13 protein-coding genes are annotated in these 15,613 nt (G+C 43.0%); 10 read left to right on the top strand and 3 right to left on the bottom strand.

The genetic code is table 11. From position 1 onward, the window contains the following. Positions 1-34: 34 nt before the first annotated feature. Complete coding sequence (gene leuB, locus GD631_RS20710) at positions 35-1,096, top strand: 3-isopropylmalate dehydrogenase (RefSeq protein WP_004311790.1); 1,062 nt, start codon at positions 35-37, stop codon at positions 1,094-1,096. A gap of 81 nt (positions 1,097-1,177) precedes the next feature. Here the strand turns inward: leuB and GD631_RS20705 are convergent, their stop codons facing one another. Together GD631_RS20705 and GD631_RS20700 are read right to left on the bottom strand one after the other, a co-directional pair. Further along, positions 1,178-1,867, bottom strand: a complete 690-nt coding sequence (locus GD631_RS20705; RefSeq protein WP_143259316.1) for a phosphatase PAP2 family protein — start codon at positions 1,865-1,867, stop codon at positions 1,178-1,180. A 95-nt stretch (positions 1,868-1,962) separates the two neighbouring features. After that, positions 1,963-3,798 (bottom strand): LTA synthase family protein, encoded by a 1,836-nt coding sequence (locus GD631_RS20700; RefSeq protein ID WP_185911530.1) that lies wholly within the window; start codon positions 3,796-3,798, stop codon positions 1,963-1,965. A gap of 131 nt (positions 3,799-3,929) precedes the next feature. Between GD631_RS20700 and cysK the strand changes: the two genes are divergently transcribed. Together cysK and GD631_RS20690 are read left to right on the top strand one after the other, a co-directional pair. Continuing rightward, positions 3,930-4,880 (top strand): cysteine synthase A, encoded by a 951-nt coding sequence (cysK, locus tag GD631_RS20695; protein ID WP_143259317.1) that lies wholly within the window; start codon positions 3,930-3,932, stop codon positions 4,878-4,880. 27 nt (positions 4,881-4,907) lie between these two features. Continuing rightward, positions 4,908-5,726, top strand: coding sequence for a tetratricopeptide repeat protein (locus GD631_RS20690; RefSeq protein WP_143259318.1), 819 nt, complete (start codon positions 4,908-4,910; stop codon positions 5,724-5,726). 206 nt (positions 5,727-5,932) lie between these two features. Here GD631_RS20690 and recQ read toward each other — a convergent pair whose 3' ends face one another. Then, positions 5,933-7,741 carry a DNA helicase RecQ gene (gene recQ, locus GD631_RS20685; protein ID WP_185911529.1) on the bottom strand — a complete coding sequence of 603 codons (1,809 nt, stop codon included), beginning with the start codon at positions 7,739-7,741 and terminating at the stop codon, positions 5,933-5,935. 270 nt (positions 7,742-8,011) lie between these two features. Between recQ and GD631_RS20680 the strand changes: the two genes are divergently transcribed. The 7 genes from GD631_RS20680 to GD631_RS20650 all read left to right on the top strand — a co-directional run bounded on the left by GD631_RS20680 (position 8,012) and on the right by GD631_RS20650 (position 15,454). After that, positions 8,012-8,476, top strand: coding sequence for a helix-turn-helix domain-containing protein (locus GD631_RS20680; protein WP_004301101.1), 465 nt, complete (start codon positions 8,012-8,014; stop codon positions 8,474-8,476). Between the two features lie 96 nt (positions 8,477-8,572). Then, the gene (locus GD631_RS20675) at positions 8,573-10,621 is read left to right on the top strand and encodes a dipeptidyl-peptidase 3 family protein (protein ID WP_185911528.1); all 2,049 of its coding nucleotides are present in this window, start codon (positions 8,573-8,575) and stop codon (positions 10,619-10,621) included. Positions 10,622-10,627: 6 nt separating this feature from the next. Further along, positions 10,628-11,290 (top strand): DNA alkylation repair protein, encoded by a 663-nt coding sequence (locus tag GD631_RS20670; protein WP_143259320.1) that lies wholly within the window; start codon positions 10,628-10,630, stop codon positions 11,288-11,290. A 198-nt stretch (positions 11,291-11,488) separates the two neighbouring features. Then, a complete protein-coding gene (locus GD631_RS20665; protein WP_008025868.1) occupies positions 11,489-11,977 on the top strand; it encodes a Fur family transcriptional regulator in 489 nt (162 codons plus the stop codon). Then, on the top strand, positions 11,974-13,245 hold the full coding sequence (locus GD631_RS20660; protein WP_004301093.1) for an adenylosuccinate synthase: 1,272 nt from the start codon (positions 11,974-11,976) through the stop codon (positions 13,243-13,245). Before GD631_RS20665 ends, GD631_RS20660 begins: the two co-directional genes overlap by 4 nt. Before the next feature lie 109 nt (positions 13,246-13,354). Continuing rightward, positions 13,355-14,653 carry an alpha-L-fucosidase gene (locus GD631_RS20655; RefSeq protein ID WP_143259321.1) on the top strand — a complete coding sequence of 433 codons (1,299 nt, stop codon included), beginning with the start codon at positions 13,355-13,357 and terminating at the stop codon, positions 14,651-14,653. A gap of 120 nt (positions 14,654-14,773) precedes the next feature. Further along, positions 14,774-15,454 (top strand): zinc metallopeptidase, encoded by a 681-nt coding sequence (locus GD631_RS20650; protein ID WP_004301089.1) that lies wholly within the window; start codon positions 14,774-14,776, stop codon positions 15,452-15,454. Positions 15,455-15,613 lie beyond the last annotated feature (159 nt).

The raw sequence follows: 15,613 nt of genomic DNA, 5'->3' as shown, positions 1-15,613 counted from the left end.
TTATAAGAATATATAAATAGAATAATAAACGATTATGGATTTTAAAATTGCTGTATTAGCAGGCGACGGTATCGGACCGGAGATTTCTGTGCAAGGTGTAGATGTGATGAGTGCCGTTTGCGAGAAGTTTGGCCACAAAGTAAGTTATGAATATGCAATCTGTGGAGCTGATGCGATTGATAAAGTAGGCGATCCGTTTCCGGAAGCAACCTATCAGGTTTGTAAAGATGCGGATGCTGTTTTATTTTCTGCCGTAGGTGATCCGAAATTTGATAACGACCCTACCGCTAAGGTACGCCCGGAACAAGGCTTGCTGGCGATGCGTAAGAAACTGGGACTTTTCGCTAATATCCGTCCGGTACAGACATTCAAATGCCTGATTCACAAATCTCCGTTGCGTGCGGAACTGGTAGAGAACGCAGATTTTATCTGTATCCGTGAGTTGACCGGAGGTATGTATTTCGGTGAAAAGTATCAGGATAATGATAAGGCGTATGATACCAACTATTATACTCGTCCGGAAATCGAACGTATCTTGAAAGTGGCTTTTGAATATGCGATGAAGCGCAGAAAACATCTGACGGTGGTAGATAAGGCAAACGTGTTGGCTTCTTCCCGTCTGTGGCGTCAGATTGCACAGGAAATGGCTCCGAACTATCCGGAAGTGACAACTGACTATATGTTTGTGGACAATGCTGCAATGAAGATGATTCAGGAACCTGCTTTCTTCGATGTGATGGTAACGGAAAACACCTTCGGTGATATTCTGACTGACGAAGGTTCTGTAATCAGTGGTTCTATGGGCTTGCTTCCTTCTGCTTCCACAGGCGAGAGTACTCCGGTGTTTGAACCGATTCACGGTTCATGGCCGCAGGCTAAAGGACTGAATATTGCTAATCCGTTGGCACAGATTCTTTCCGTAGCTATGTTGTTCGAGTATTTCGATTGCAAAGAAGAAGGTGCGCTGATTCGTAAAGCAGTAGACGCTTCTTTGGATGAGAATGTACGTACACCCGAAATCCAGGTGGCTGACGGTGCTAAATACGGAACGAAAGAAGTAGGACAGTGGATTGTTGATTATATCAAGAAAGCTTGATAAACTAGACTAAAAAGTAAAAGCCTGACATCGGATACACGGTGTCAGGCTTTTACTTTTTAGCTTTAAATAATGTATGTTTTACCAGCTTTTAATAGTGGAATATAGAACAATACCGAGTACGGTCAGCAATCCTACATAAATAGTGACTGACCATTGTTTTATTTCCTTTCTCTTTGTGCGGGTGGAAGGTTCCAAATAGATGGCTGCTTTGTGAGCGATAGTGCAGAATAGCCAACCGCCGAATCCTCCGATAATACCTCCTACGAGTAAATCACCGGGATAATGTACACCTAAGTATATACGTGTATAACAATTGAGAATTGCCCAGGTTATAATGAAAATACTTAGCCAGCGTTTGCGGAACAGGAATACTACAAACATGGCAAGGCCCAATGAGTTGGCCGCATGGCACGATGGGAAACCATAACTTCCTCCGCGATACCCGTTCACGATATATACCATATCTACAATCGGGTTGTCCGGATTGGCGGGACGCAGGCGTGCCACCACCGGGCGGATAATACTGCTGCACATTTGGTCGGCAAAGGTAATCGTGAGCGCGATGGCTGCCACATAACATAAGACTACCTTCCAGTGGAAATTTCTTAATAATATGTATAATATGGTGGCATACATGGGAACCCAGATTATTTTACCCGTGAAGGAACTCATGAAATAATCCCAGAAAGGGGAGTGTATACCATTGAAAGATAAGAAGATATTTGTATCTATCTCTGAAAGGAATTGGACGATTTCGCTATGTATCATCAGGCTTTATTGATCTATTTTTAACGTCACAAATATACAATAAAGAATAGTAAATGTCCTATATTGCCTTATAAATATTCCATATTTCTTAATTATTAGCGTTTAGCAAGATCATCGTAGAGCTTCTGTAGGAACGCTTTTCCTTTTTCCAGGTTAGCTCCTTTGGCGGTGCCTTCGTCCAGTTGTACGGTATTGGCATCGAGGTTGTACACCAATTGGTTGTCGGCGGTAATCATTCCGAAATAATTCGGTCGGGTAAAATACGCGAAATGAGGAGAGTCCGGATTCATGATATTCTTGCTGAAAGTAAATTCATCATGCGGCAATCCTAATTGAGCGAGCAGGGTAGCGGCAATGTCAATTTGTGAAGCATAAGTATCTACTACAAGAGGTTGTTTTATTGCACCTCCGATTAAAACCAGCGGAATGGTTTGTCCGTCCAGCGGATTTTCTATCGGGTATGGGTATGCGCCCTGATGATCGGGAACGAGTACAAACAGTGTGTTTTTCCATAACGGTGTTTCCTGATACTGTTTCACGAAATCTCCCACGCAACTGTCGGCATACGCAAAAGAGTTGAGGACTTTATCATCCAGCCTGTGGAACGGAACTTCAAATGGTTCGTGGCTACTTGATGTCTGAACCAGTTTCAGGAATGGCTCCTTTTGTTTTTCTTCTTTCAGATCTTTCATCAGGCGTTGGAACAAAACGTGATCCTGTGCTCCCCATTTTCCGGTACGTTCGGACAGAGGGAAATCTTTATCGGAAATAATTTTCTCAATGCCGGAAGATACCAGGTAAGAACGCATATTGGTGAAATCGGCATCTCCTCCATAGTAATATTCCAGGCTGTATCCCGCATTTTTCAAGCTGCGGGGGATGGAAGGAAGTTTGTCCGTCTTTTCGGGATATTTCATAATGCTGGTACTCGGCTGTCCGGGATATCCGCTGATGATGGATGCCAGTCCGCGGTCTGTGCGGAAACTGCTGCCGTAGAAGTTGCTGAATAATACGCCTTCTTTGGCGAATTTATCCATGTTGACAGCCACATTGGGTTGTCCTCCGAAAGTTTCCATCAAGTGTGTGGAGAAACTCTCAAGGATAATGAAAATAATGTTCGGGCGTTGTGTATTCAATAATTGGGGGATGCTGTCTGTTGCTGTGACGGGTTTGTCTATCATCTCTGCAAATAATTCGTCGGCTATTTTCGGATCCATGAAGCGATACTGCTTATCGAAATTATTTTGATGGGTGGCAGAATACATGAAGCTGAATGCCGGATTAATGGCAGCATGATTCATGCGTTGGTCCTGACTGAAATACACTTTGCTTAAATTCATGGTCGATACGCTGAATCCGCCCCGGATAGGGATGAAGAGTGCTGCTGTGAGTAAAAGGAGTGCAAGAGAGACATTCTGACGCCGATAGGGTATTTTCAGAGGCTTTTTCTCCCGGATAAGGAACCAGTAGAAAATACAGTATAGAATTGCTGCATAGATCAGCATAGCCAGAATTCCAAGTAGAACAAACCAAAAACTGACACTTGCCATAGCGTCTTTGGGAGAAGAGAAGAAATAGAAAATTGGGGTGGCGTCCAGACGGAATCCCCAGAAGCCGTACAATCCCAGGTCGATGATAAAAAGACAGGCCATGACAAAGGCTATTAATCCGAAATATCCTTGCCGGATGCGGCGGAGTATGGATGAGTTTGTCCAGGCGGAAGCGATGAGCACTAGGCCGGGGATAGCAGTCAGATAGCCTGCAAGAGATAAATCCAGCGGTAATCCGTGCCACATGACGCGGAAGTAGTCACCCAAAGATGCATCGGTATATAAGTCATGGTAGTAAACCATGAAGATTGGTTTCTGAAGAACGAATAAAAGAACAAATAAAAAATAGGTCGTGAGAAATTGTATAATTCTCTTTTTCATATATGTAAACTTAAAAAGATTGAACGGATACAAAGTTACTATACTTTTCCTTATCTTTCTCATGATGTGATATAAAACATACCTTTTTTTCCATATCTTTGTCGTGTCTGTGACAAAAATGAAGTAATAAGATGGCAAAGATTGCAAAGAAACTAACAGATTTAGTGGGGAATACCCCTTTGATGGAACTTTCCGGTTATAGTGGAAAGTATGGTCTGGAACAAAATATTATTGCCAAACTGGAGGCTTTTAATCCGGCGGGAAGTGTAAAAGACAGAGTAGCTCTTTCGATGATTGAAGATGCGGAAGCTCGTGGAGCATTGAAACCCGGTGCAACGATTATTGAGCCGACAAGTGGAAACACAGGTGTAGGGTTGGCAATGGTGGCTACTATTAAAGGGTATCACCTGATATTGACCATGCCCGAAACGATGAGCTTGGAACGGCGGAATCTGTTGAAAGCGCTGGGTGCGCAGATTGTATTGACAGATGGACTGGGAGGAATGGCAGCTTCCATTGCCAAAGCGCAGGAGTTGCGTGATAGTATCCCCGGTTCGGTGATTTTGCAACAATTTGAAAATCCGGCCAATGCTGCTGTTCATGAACGGACAACAGGTGAAGAAATTTGGCGGGATACGGACGGTGAAGTGGCTGTTTTTGTAGCCGGAGTCGGTACCGGGGGAACGGTCTGCGGAGTAGCCCGTGCTTTAAAGAAACATAATCCGGATATTTATATTGTCGCTGTGGAACCGGCGTCGTCTCCAGTGTTGGCAGGGGGCGAGGCGGCTTCACATCGTATTCAAGGTATTGGAGCGAATTTTATCCCGAAGCTTTATGATGCTTCGGTGGTGAATGAAGTAATAGGTGTGCCTGATGATGAAGCGATTCGTGCGGGGCGTGAGTTAGCGGCAACAGAAGGTTTGTTGGTCGGTATTTCTTCGGGAGCAGCTGTGTATGCCGCCCGTCAACTGTCACAACGTCCGGAATTTAAGAACAAAAAAATAGTAGCATTGTTACCTGATACGGGAGAGCGTTATTTGTCGACCGAACTGTTTGCTTTTGACGCATATCCATTGGATTAATTCATTAACTATAAAAAGACCTGAACCATGGTAAGAATAATTATAGCTTTGCTTTTTTGTTTTCCGGCTGTTGCCTTTGCGCAAACCTATCAGCAATTGTCTGAGAGAGCCATTGAGTGTATCGAGCAAGACAGTCTTCCTCAGGCAGAGGAACTTTTGCTTCAGGCTTTGAAGTTGGAACCGAAGAACGCTAAGAATGCATTGCTCTTTTCTAACTTAGGGTTAGTTCAGCGCCGTTTGGGTGAGTTTGATAAAGCATTGGAATCTTATTCTTTTGCACTGAACTTTGCTCCTTTGGCAGTCCCTATTTTGCTTGACCGTGCCGCCATTTATATGGAAATGGGAAAAACAGACCGTGCTTATACGGATTATTGCCAGGTGTTGGACGAGGACAAGCAGAACAAAGAAGCTCTGTTGATGCGTGCTTATATTTATGTGCTCCGCCGCGATTATCCGGCTGCGAGAATAGATTATAATCGTTTGTTGGAACTTGATCCGCAGAGTTATAGCGGACGGCTGGGATTGGCTACTTTGGAACAGAAAGAAGGAAAATTCCGGGAAGCTCTTGATATATTGAATAAGATGCTTGCGGCCACTCCTGAAGATGCGACACTCTATATTGCCCGTGCTGATGTGGAACGTGAGATGAAACATGAAGATTTGGCATTGGTTGATTTGGAGGAAGCCATCCGGTTGGATGCTGCCTCGGCTGATGCTTATCTGTTGCGTGGCAATATCTACCTGGCACAGAAGAAAAAAGGATTGGCAAAAGCTGACTTTGAGAAAGCTATTTCATTGGGAGTGCCTCCGGCTGATTTGCACGAGCAATTGCGGCAATGCAAGTGAAGTGATCAATAAGGCAACTATATCTTTCCAGTTTACATAAGTTAGAACCTTTTGTTATAGGCATTAGTTCGTTCCACAGCTGTTTCCCTTTAGTTCTACCTATGTGGAACTAAAGGGAAACAGCTGTGGAACGAAAAGATAACCCTGGTGGAACGAATAATAATTAGTCAGGTGACTCGTTAATATATACTATTAAAGAATTTCTTTTATTCTACGAACTGTCTAATCAGATTTACGAAATCCTTTCCATATTTCTTTTTCTTGTGTTCTCCGATACCGCTGATTTCTCCAAACTCTTCGATAGTGGTGGGACGTGAGATGCAAAGCAGATGCAACACTTTGTCTGACAAGACGATATAGGCGGGCAAAGCTTCCTGATCGGCAAGCTGTTTTCTTAATCCTCGCAATGCTTCAAACAAGTCTTGGCTTTCGCCGCCTGCCGCGCCGAAGGGGAGTTCTTTGGCGATAACCACTTTTTTCTTTTTTCCTTTTCGGATAACGGCTTCCTCATGTTGGATAACTACCAATGCCGCTTGTGTCCTTCCGAAAAGAACATTGCTTCCGCTTGACGTTATCTTGAGATGATTATTCTCATTATAAGCTATTTCGAAGTAGCCGAGTTGCAGCATTTGAAGCAGATAGTCTTGCCAGTCACGAGGAGGAATGTCGCGTCCGGCACCGAACGTTTTAAGTTCCTGATACCCTTTCCCGGTTACTTCCGCTGAGTAGTTTCCACGAAGAATATCAATCAACACTCCTGTGCTGATTTGCTGTTCCGTACGTGCGATGGCACTTAATGCTTTTTGCACGATGACTGTGCCGTCAAATCGCTGAGGAGGATTTTTACAAACATCGCAGTTGCCGCAATCCTCTGTTGTTGTTTCTCCGAAGTAGCTTAATAAGATTCTGCGTCGGCAAATGTCGGCCTCTGCGTATTGCTGCATACGTTGAAGCTTTTCCAGGTTGATGTTTTGCTGATTACTTTCCGAAGCGAATTTAGTTAGTAATATTAAGTCTCCTAATGAATAAAACAGGATGGTATTGCTGGGAAGTCCATCACGGCCGGCACGTCCTATTTCCTGGTAAAAGCTTTCTATGCTTTTAGGCAGATTATAATGTATCACCCAGCGGACATTTGATTTATCAATCCCCATTCCAAAAGCAATGGTGGCACATACCACCTGTATGCGGTCGTTAATAAAATCATTCTGTGTTTCGTCCCGGTGTTGAGTGGATAATCCGGCATGATAAACACCGCAACGAATACCCTGCTTCTGTAACATCTGTGCGACGGTTTCCGTTTTACTCCGGCTCATGCAGTAAATAATCCCACTTTCTCCTCTGTGACGGTGGATAAATTCTAAGATGGCCTTGTTTTTCTCCTTCGCTTGGAAACCACGTTTTACAGTCAGACTGATGTTGGGACGGTCGAACGAGGAGATGAAGACACGGGGATGGTTGAGGTGCAATTGCCGTATGATGTCTTGACGCGTGATTTTATCCGCGGTGGCAGTTAGTGCGACAATCGGTATTTGCGGAAATTGTTGATGGAGTACCCCCATTTGTGTGTATTCCGGACGGAAATCATGTCCCCATTGCGAAATACAATGAGCTTCATCAATAGCAAACAGAGAGATGTTCATATCCCGCAACAAATAGTCCTTTTCTGCTAAAAGTTTTTCCGGTGAAATGTAAAGCAGCTTCAGCCGCCCTTCAATGCAGGCACGGCGCAGGTTCGCATTTTCGGTTTCGTCATTACTGCTGTTCAGTGCTCCGGCAGCAATGCCGTTTGCCAGCAATGTTTCCACCTGGTCTTTCATCAACGAAATCAGTGGAGAAACGACAACGGCGGTACCTTCGCAAAGCAGTGCGGGAAGTTGGTAGCAGATCGATTTTCCTCCACCAGTAGGCATTAATACCAATGCATCCTGTTTATTCAGGATGTGGTGGATGATTTCTTCTTGCAGAGGACGGAAACTATCGTACCCGAAATATGTCTTTAGAGTCTCTCTCATTGATGCTGATTTATCCATGCTGCAAAGGTACATTTTTCTTTGGCATTTTTCCATCATGTGTAGATTTCTGTTTCTGATATGAATTATAAATAGGTTAAAGTTTCTTATTATTCGGACCCATTCCTTCTTTTTCAAGGTTTTTGATTGTTTATTTAGAAAAATAATGCACAAAATAATTGTGTGTTTAAAAAAAAAGTAAGACATTTGTAACATGTTATGTTGCAAATGAGCAATTATTAACAAATGAACAAACCCTAACCAGTTAATTCAATGAGTGATTTAGAGAACAAAAAAACGGAAGAAACTCCGAAAAAACGTCCCTACAATTTGAGGGAAAAGAAAGAAAAAAAGGCTGCATACAGGTCTTTGATTAGACCGGAATTGGCAGACGAGTTGTATGACAAGATCTTGAATATCATCGTTGTACAGAAGAAGTACAAGGATCCTGATTATTCAGCTAAGGACTTGGCGAAAGAATTGAAGACGAATACTCGTTACCTTTCTGCAGTAGTAAACTCACGCTTTGGCATGAACTATTCTTGCCTGTTGAATGAATACAGAGTAAAAGATGCTTTGCATTTATTGACTGACAAACGTTATGCCGACAAAAATGTGGAAGAAATTAGTGCCATGGTTGGCTTTGCAAATCGTCAATCTTTTTATGCTGCATTTTACAAAAACGTGGGTGAGACTCCTAATGGATATCGCAAAAAACATCTCGAAAATAAGAAATAATTGCGCGTTCCGAAAACTGACCAAAAGGAATTACCTCTAAATGAAAGATTTTGGAGATAATTCCTTTTCTCATTTTAATTAATCAATGCTAGCATTATGAAAAAACATCTGATTTTAATGACAGTGGCCGCTACGCTTTTTACATCGTGCGGAGGAAGTAAAACAACAACTGCTGAAGCAGACAAATTTGATTATACAGTGGAACAATTTGCTGATTTACAGATATTGCGTTATAAAGTTCCCGGATTTGAGGAACTGACGCTGAAACAGAAAGAACTGATTTATTACCTGACAGAGGCTGCTCTGGAGGGAAGGGATATTCTGTTTGACCAGAATGGAAAATATAATTTGAGAATCCGTCGGATGCTCGAAGCAGTATATACAAACTATCAGGGAGATAAAACAACGCCTGATTTTAAAAATATGGAGGTGTACCTGAAAAGGGTATGGTTCTCCAATGGTATCCATCACCACTATGGTACGGAGAAATTTGTGCCCGACTTCTCGCAGGAGTTCTTGAAACAGGCTGTACTCGGTATAGATGCCAAGTTGCTGCCGCTAGCGAAAGGGCAGACTGCCGAACAACTTTGTGCCGAACTGTTTCCGGTGATTTTCGATCCGGCAATCATGCCAAAACGGGTAAACCAGGCAGATGGCGAAGATCTTGTTTTGACTTCTGCTTGTAACTATTATGACGGAGTGACGCAAAAAGAGGCGGAAAGTTTTTATAGTGCCATGAAAGATCCGAAAGACGAAACACCGGTTTCTTATGGACTGAACAGTCGGTTGGTCAAAGAAAACGGAAAGTTGGAGGAGAAAGTCTGGAAAGTAGGCGGACTCTATACACAGGCAATAGAGAAGATTGTTTACTGGCTGAAAAAAGCGGAAGGCGTAGCAGAGAATGAGGCACAAAAGGCCGTTATTACCAAGCTGATTCAATTCTATGAAACTGGCAATCTGAAGGATTTTGATGAATATGCCATTCTCTGGGTGAAAGATCTGGATTCACGAATCGATTTTGTGAATGGATTTACTGAAAGTTATGGTGATCCGTTGGGGATGAAAGCGAGCTGGGAATCTTTGGTGAACTTCAAGGACGTGGAGTCAACACACCGCACGGAGATTATCAGCAGCAATGCGCAGTGGTTTGAAGATCATTCTCCGGTAGATAAATCTTTCAAGAAAGAAAAGGTAAAAGGAGTATCGGCAAAAGTGATTACTGCCGCTATCCTTGCCGGTGACCTTTATCCGGCAACAGCTATCGGTATCAATCTGCCGAATGCTAACTGGATTCGTGCTCACCACGGTTCTAAATCGGTGACAATCGGAAATATAACAGATGCTTATAATAAAGCCGCTCACGGAAACGGATTCAACGAAGAATTTGTTTATAGCGATGCGGAAATACAACTGATCGATGCCTATTCTGATTTAACGGATGAACTGCATACGGACTTGCACGAATGTTTGGGACACGGTTCCGGTAAGTTACTGCCGGGGGTAGATCCTGATGCTTTGAAAGCATACGGCTCTACCATCGAAGAGGCGCGTGCCGATTTGTTCGGATTGTATTATGTGGCTGATCCCAAGCTGGTGGAATTGGGACTTCTCTCTTCTCCCGATGCTTATAAAGCTCAATACTATACTTATCTGATGAATGGTCTGATGACGCAGTTGGTACGTATCGAACCGGGAAATACTGTGGAAGAAGCTCACATGCGCAACCGCCAGTTGATAGCCCGTTGGGTATTTGAGAAAGGGGCTGCTGATAAAGTGGTGGAATTGGCGAAGAAAGACGGAAAGACTTATGTGGTTATCAATGACTATCAGAAGGTACGCGAACTTTTCGGCGAATTGTTGGCTGAAATTCAGCGGATCAAATCGACAGGCGACTTTGAAGGTGCCCGTTCATTGGTAGAAAACTATGCCGTAAAAGTAGATCCGGCTTTACATGCAGAAGTCCTTGAACGTTATAAGAAGTTGAATCTGGCTCCTTATAAAGGTTTTGTGAATCCGAAATATGAACTGGTGACAGATGAAAACGGAAACGTTACGGATGTCACAGTTTCCTATGATGAAGGCTATGTGGAACAAATGTTGCGTTACAGCACTGATTATTCTCCGCTGCCTTCCATAAACAACTGATCTGAAATGGATATTAAAGAACAATTGAAAGATATCAAGACACAGCTCCGTCTCTCTATGAACGGGGCTGTGTCCCAAAGTATGCGCGAGAAAGGGCTGGTTTATAAACTCAATTTCGGAGTGGAACTGCCTCGTATCAAGATGATTGCCGAAGGTTATGAAAAGAATCATGACCTGGCGCAGGCTTTATGGAAAGAGGAAATTCGTGAGTGTAAGATTCTGGCGGGAATACTTCAGCCGATTGAAACGTTTTATCCCGAGATAGCCGATATTTGGGTGGAAAACATCCGGAATATCGAAATAGCCGAACTGACCTGCATGAATCTCTTCCAACATTTACCGTATGCTCCGGCTAAATCTTTTCACTGGATTGCCGACGAACAGGAGTACGTGCAGACTTGTGGTTTCCTGACTGCCGCCCGTCTTCTGATGAAGAAAGGGGATATGACCGAACGCGCCTCCGGCGAATTGCTCGACCAGGCGATTTGTGCAGTACATTCCGACAGCTATCATATTCGTAACGCTGCTTTGCTGGTTATCCGCAAATATATGCAGCATAGCGAAGAACATGCTTTTCAAGTATGCCGCCTGGTGGAAGGTATGGCTGATTCTACCTCGGAAGGAGAGCAAATGCTCTACAATATGGTGAAAGAAGAGACGGAAGAATAAACAAGTAACAGGTAATAAGTAATGCCGTAATTGCATAAATATGTATAATCTGCATAAGCATTGCCTATTACCTATGTCTATCTACTTATTACTTGCTACTTATTACCTATTACTTATTTACCTGTCACTTATTTCTAAGAATTTCTTTTGCTTTCCGCAAAAAAGGCTTAACTTTGTTCGCGCTAATTTTGGCTGATGATGGAAACTCAAAACGTGAAAGATACAGTAAGGCAGATATTCACGGAATATCTCACGGCGAACGGGCATCGTAAGACTCCTGAACGCTACGCCATACTTGATACTATTTATTCTATTGACGGTCATTTCGATATTGACATGCTTTATTCACGGATGATGGACCAGGAGAATTTCCGGGTGAGCCGGGCGACTCTCTACAACACCATTATTCTTCTTATCAATGCACGACTGGTCATTAAGCATCAGTTCGGTACTTCTTCCCAATACGAAAAATCATATAATCGCGAGACACATCATCATCAGATATGTACTCAATGTGGTAAAGTGACCGAGTTTCAGAACGAGGAACTGCAGCAAGCCATTGAAAATACGAAATTGAGCCGCTTCCAGCTTTCGCATTACTCCTTATATATATATGGAGTATGTAGTAAGTGCGACAGAGCTAACAAACGGAAAAAAGTAAATAACAACAATAAAAAAGAAAAATGAAAGTAGATGTTCTATTAGGATTACAATGGGGCGACGAAGGTAAAGGAAAAGTAGTCGACGTTTTAACACCTAAGTATGATGTGGTTGCTCGTTTTCAGGGCGGCCCGAATGCCGGTCACACGCTTGAGTTTGAAGGACAGAAATATGTACTTCGCTCGATTCCTTCCGGTATTTTTCAAGGAAACAAGGTAAACATCATTGGTAACGGTGTCGTACTTGATCCGGCATTGTTTAAGGCAGAGGCAGAAGCACTTGAAGCATCAGGCCATCCGCTGAAAGAACGTTTGCACATTTCAAAGAAAGCTCATCTAATTCTTCCGACACATCGCATCCTGGATGCTGCCTATGAAGCAGCCAAAGGAGATGCTAAAGTGGGAACTACCGGTAAGGGTATCGGTCCTACTTATACGGATAAAGTGAGTCGTAACGGTGTTCGTGTAGGTGATATTCTTCATAACTTCGACCAGAAGTATGCCGCTGCGAAAGCTCGTCACGAACAAATTCTGAAGAGCTTGAATTATGAATACGATCTTACTGAACTGGAAAAAGCATGGTTGGAAGGTATCGAATACCTGAAACAATTCCATTTCGTAGATAGCGAACATGAAGTGAATAACCTGTTGAAGGATGGTAAGAGCGTGCTTTGTGAAGGAGCGCAGGGTACTATGCTTGATATTGATTTCGGTTCATATCCGTTTGTGACTTCTTCCAATACCGTATGTGCGGGAGCCTGCACCGGACTTGGAGTGGCACCTAACCGTATCGGTGAAGTATATGGTATCTTCAAGGCATACTGTACTCGTGTCGGAGCAGGTCCGTTCCCATCAGAATTGTTTGATGAAACAGGCGACAAGATGTGTACGTTAGGACATGAATTCGGTTCTGTAACCGGACGTAAACGTCGTTGCGGATGGATCGACCTGGTAGCGTTGAAGTATTCCGTGATGATAAACGGGGTTACCAAATTGATTATGATGAAGAGCGATGTACTCGATACTTTCGAAACAATCAAAGCGTGCGTTGCTTACAAAGTGAACGGTGAAGAAATCGACTACTTCCCGTATGACATCACAGAAGGCGTAGAACCTGTATATGCAGAGCTTCCGGGCTGGCAGACAGATATGACCAAGATGCAGAGCGAAGATGAATTCCCGGAAGAATTCAATGCTTACCTGACTTTCCTGGAAGAACAGCTTGGTGTAGAAATCAAGATTGTATCTGTAGGACCGGACAGAGCACAGACCATCGAACGTTATACTGAAGAATAACAATTGATTTATTATATGGAGGAAAGGCGGAGATTGAAGAAAAACTCCGCCTTTCTTGTTCAATCCTTTGTATAGTCTATCCTAAACACACAAAAATAATGTATGCCTTATGAAAACACGTTTTATAACTTTCCTTTTGTTGTTCGTAATGAACTTGGGAGTATTTGCGCAATCTTCCTATCAGCCTACCGAAGAGAATCTGAAAGCACGGCAGGAATTTCAGGACAATAAGTTTGGTATTTTTCTTCATTGGGGGCTATACGCTATGCTCGCTACCGGTGAGTGGACTATGACAAACAATAATCTGAATTATAAAGAGTATGCCAAACTGGCAGGCGGATTTTATCCTTCCAAGTTTGATGCGGACAAATGGGTGGCAGCTATCAAAGCTTCAGGAGCGAAATATATCTGTTTCACTACCCGTCATCATGAAGGCTTTTCTATGTTTGATACCAAGTATTCGGATTATAACGTAGTCAAAGCTACTCCTTTTAAAAGAGATATTGTGAAAGAACTGTCAGCAGCCTGTGCCAAGCAGGGCATCAAGCTCCATTTTTATTATTCACATCTTGACTGGGCGCGCGAAGACTATCCTTGGGGACGTACAGGGCAGGGCACAGGTCGCTCGAACTCAAAAGGAGATTGGAAAAGTTATTATCAATTCATGAATAACCAGTTGACAGAGTTGTTGACGAATTACGGTTCGATAGGTGCCATCTGGTTTGACGGATGGTGGGATCAGCCCAAAACTTTTAACTGGGAATTATCGGAACAGTATGCTTTGATTCACAAACTCCAACCGGGTTGCCTGGTGGGCAATAATCATCATCAAACGCCTTTTGATGGGGAAGATATTCAGATTTTCGAACGCGATCTGCCTGGTGAAAATGCTTCGGGGCTTTCCGGACAGGAGGTGAGTCGTCTGCCTTTAGAGACTTGTGAAACAATGAATGGTATGTGGGGATATAAGATTACCGACCAGAATTATAAATCGACAAAGACATTAATTCATTATCTGGTGAAGGCAGCCGGTAAAAATGCCAATCTTTTGATGAATATCGGCCCTCAACCTGATGGGGAACTTCCTGCGGTAGCTGTACAACGCTTGGCAGAGATGGGAGAGTGGATGAAACAATATGGTGAAACGATTTATGGAACACGAAGCGGTGCAGTTGCTCCGCACGATTGGGGAGTGACGACACAAAAAGGAAATAAGCTCTATGTGCATATTCTCGACCTGAAAGATGTGGCTTTGTTCCTGCCGTTGACGGACAAGAAGGTCAAGAAGGCAGTCTTGTTTAAAGACCAGTCTCCGGTTCGTTTCACAAAGACGAAAGCCGGTGTTTTGCTCGAATTCGCCGAGGTTCCGAAAGATATTGACTATGTGGTAGAACTGACAATTGACTAATTTTTAGCTAATTCTTCATAAAAGCAAGGGGAAACTATTCTGACATTGAACGTTTCCCCTTATTTTTGGCAAACAATTTGTTTATAAAGATATAGAGTAATAATTAAAATTGAAAAGTATATGATGTCTTATTGGGTATTATTTATAGGAATCGCTGTTGTAAGTTGGTTGGTACAGATGAATTTGCAAAACAAATTCAAGAAGTACTCTAAGATTCCTACAGGAAATGGAATGACAGGACGCGACGTTGCTTTAAAAATGTTGCATGACAATGGAATTTATGACGTACAGGTTACACATACGCCGGGACGGTTGACCGACCACTACAATCCTACTAACAAAACGGTGAATTTGAGTGAAGGGGTGTATGAAAGTAATAGTATAATGGCAGCTGCCGTAGCAGCTCATGAATGTGGACACGCTGTGCAGCACGCACGCATGTATGCTCCGCTGAAAATGCGTAGTGCGCTGGTTCCGGTTGTGAACTTTGCCTCTTCCATTATGACATGGGTATTGTTGGGTGGCATCTTGTTGATAAACTCTTTCCCGCAGTTATTGCTGGCAGGTATTATCCTGTTTGCCATGACTACACTGTTCAGCTTTATCACGCTGCCGGTGGAAATTAATGCAAGTAAACGTGCGTTGGTATGGTTGAGTTCATCCGGCATTACTAATTCGTACAATCATGCACAGGCTGAAGATGCTCTTCGTTCTGCAGCTTATACATATGTAGTTGCTGCATTGGGCTCATTGGCAACATTGGTATACTACATCATGATCTTCATGGGTAGAAGAGACTAAGAAATGAAAAGGGAGAAAAGTGCGTTTATTAACTTCTCTCTATAGAATATAAAAGGATCCTCCGCAGTCTTTCCGAAGACTATGGAGGATTTTTTGTATTGTTTGAGGGACTCGCTTGAGTATTTCTTTATGATATTGATAGGGGATGGACACAATACA

This window comes from Bacteroides luhongzhouii, from assembly GCF_009193295.2.
Classification (GTDB): Bacteria; Bacteroidota; Bacteroidia; order Bacteroidales; family Bacteroidaceae; genus Bacteroides; species Bacteroides luhongzhouii.
The sequence above is the reverse complement of the archived record's forward strand: the minus strand, read 5'-3'. Positions and strand labels throughout refer to the sequence as shown.

Bases quoted from the DNA above. Each gene is read 5' to 3' on its own strand.
- GD631_RS20665 (WP_008025868.1), top strand. From the start codon at position 11,489: ATGGAAACTCAAAACGTGAAAGATACAGTAAGGCAGATATTCACGGAA.
- cysK (WP_143259317.1), top strand. From the start codon at position 3,930: ATGGCAAAGATTGCAAAGAAACTAACAGATTTAGTGGGGAATACCCCT.
- GD631_RS20675 (WP_185911528.1), top strand. From the start codon at position 8,573: ATGAAAAAACATCTGATTTTAATGACAGTGGCCGCTACGCTTTTTACA.
- GD631_RS20705 (WP_143259316.1), bottom strand. From the start codon at position 1,867: ATGATACATAGCGAAATCGTCCAATTCCTTTCAGAGATAGATACAAAT.
- GD631_RS20690 (WP_143259318.1), top strand. From the start codon at position 4,908: ATGGTAAGAATAATTATAGCTTTGCTTTTTTGTTTTCCGGCTGTTGCC.
- recQ (WP_185911529.1), bottom strand. From the start codon at position 7,741: ATGAGAGAGACTCTAAAGACATATTTCGGGTACGATAGTTTCCGTCCT.
- GD631_RS20655 (WP_143259321.1), top strand. From the start codon at position 13,355: ATGAAAACACGTTTTATAACTTTCCTTTTGTTGTTCGTAATGAACTTG.
- GD631_RS20650 (WP_004301089.1), top strand. From the start codon at position 14,774: ATGATGTCTTATTGGGTATTATTTATAGGAATCGCTGTTGTAAGTTGG.
- GD631_RS20700 (WP_185911530.1), bottom strand. From the start codon at position 3,798: ATGAAAAAGAGAATTATACAATTTCTCACGACCTATTTTTTATTTGTT.
- GD631_RS20660 (WP_004301093.1), top strand. From the start codon at position 11,974: ATGAAAGTAGATGTTCTATTAGGATTACAATGGGGCGACGAAGGTAAA.
- GD631_RS20670 (WP_143259320.1), top strand. From the start codon at position 10,628: ATGGATATTAAAGAACAATTGAAAGATATCAAGACACAGCTCCGTCTC.
- GD631_RS20680 (WP_004301101.1), top strand. From the start codon at position 8,012: ATGAGTGATTTAGAGAACAAAAAAACGGAAGAAACTCCGAAAAAACGT.
- leuB (WP_004311790.1), top strand. From the start codon at position 35: ATGGATTTTAAAATTGCTGTATTAGCAGGCGACGGTATCGGACCGGAG.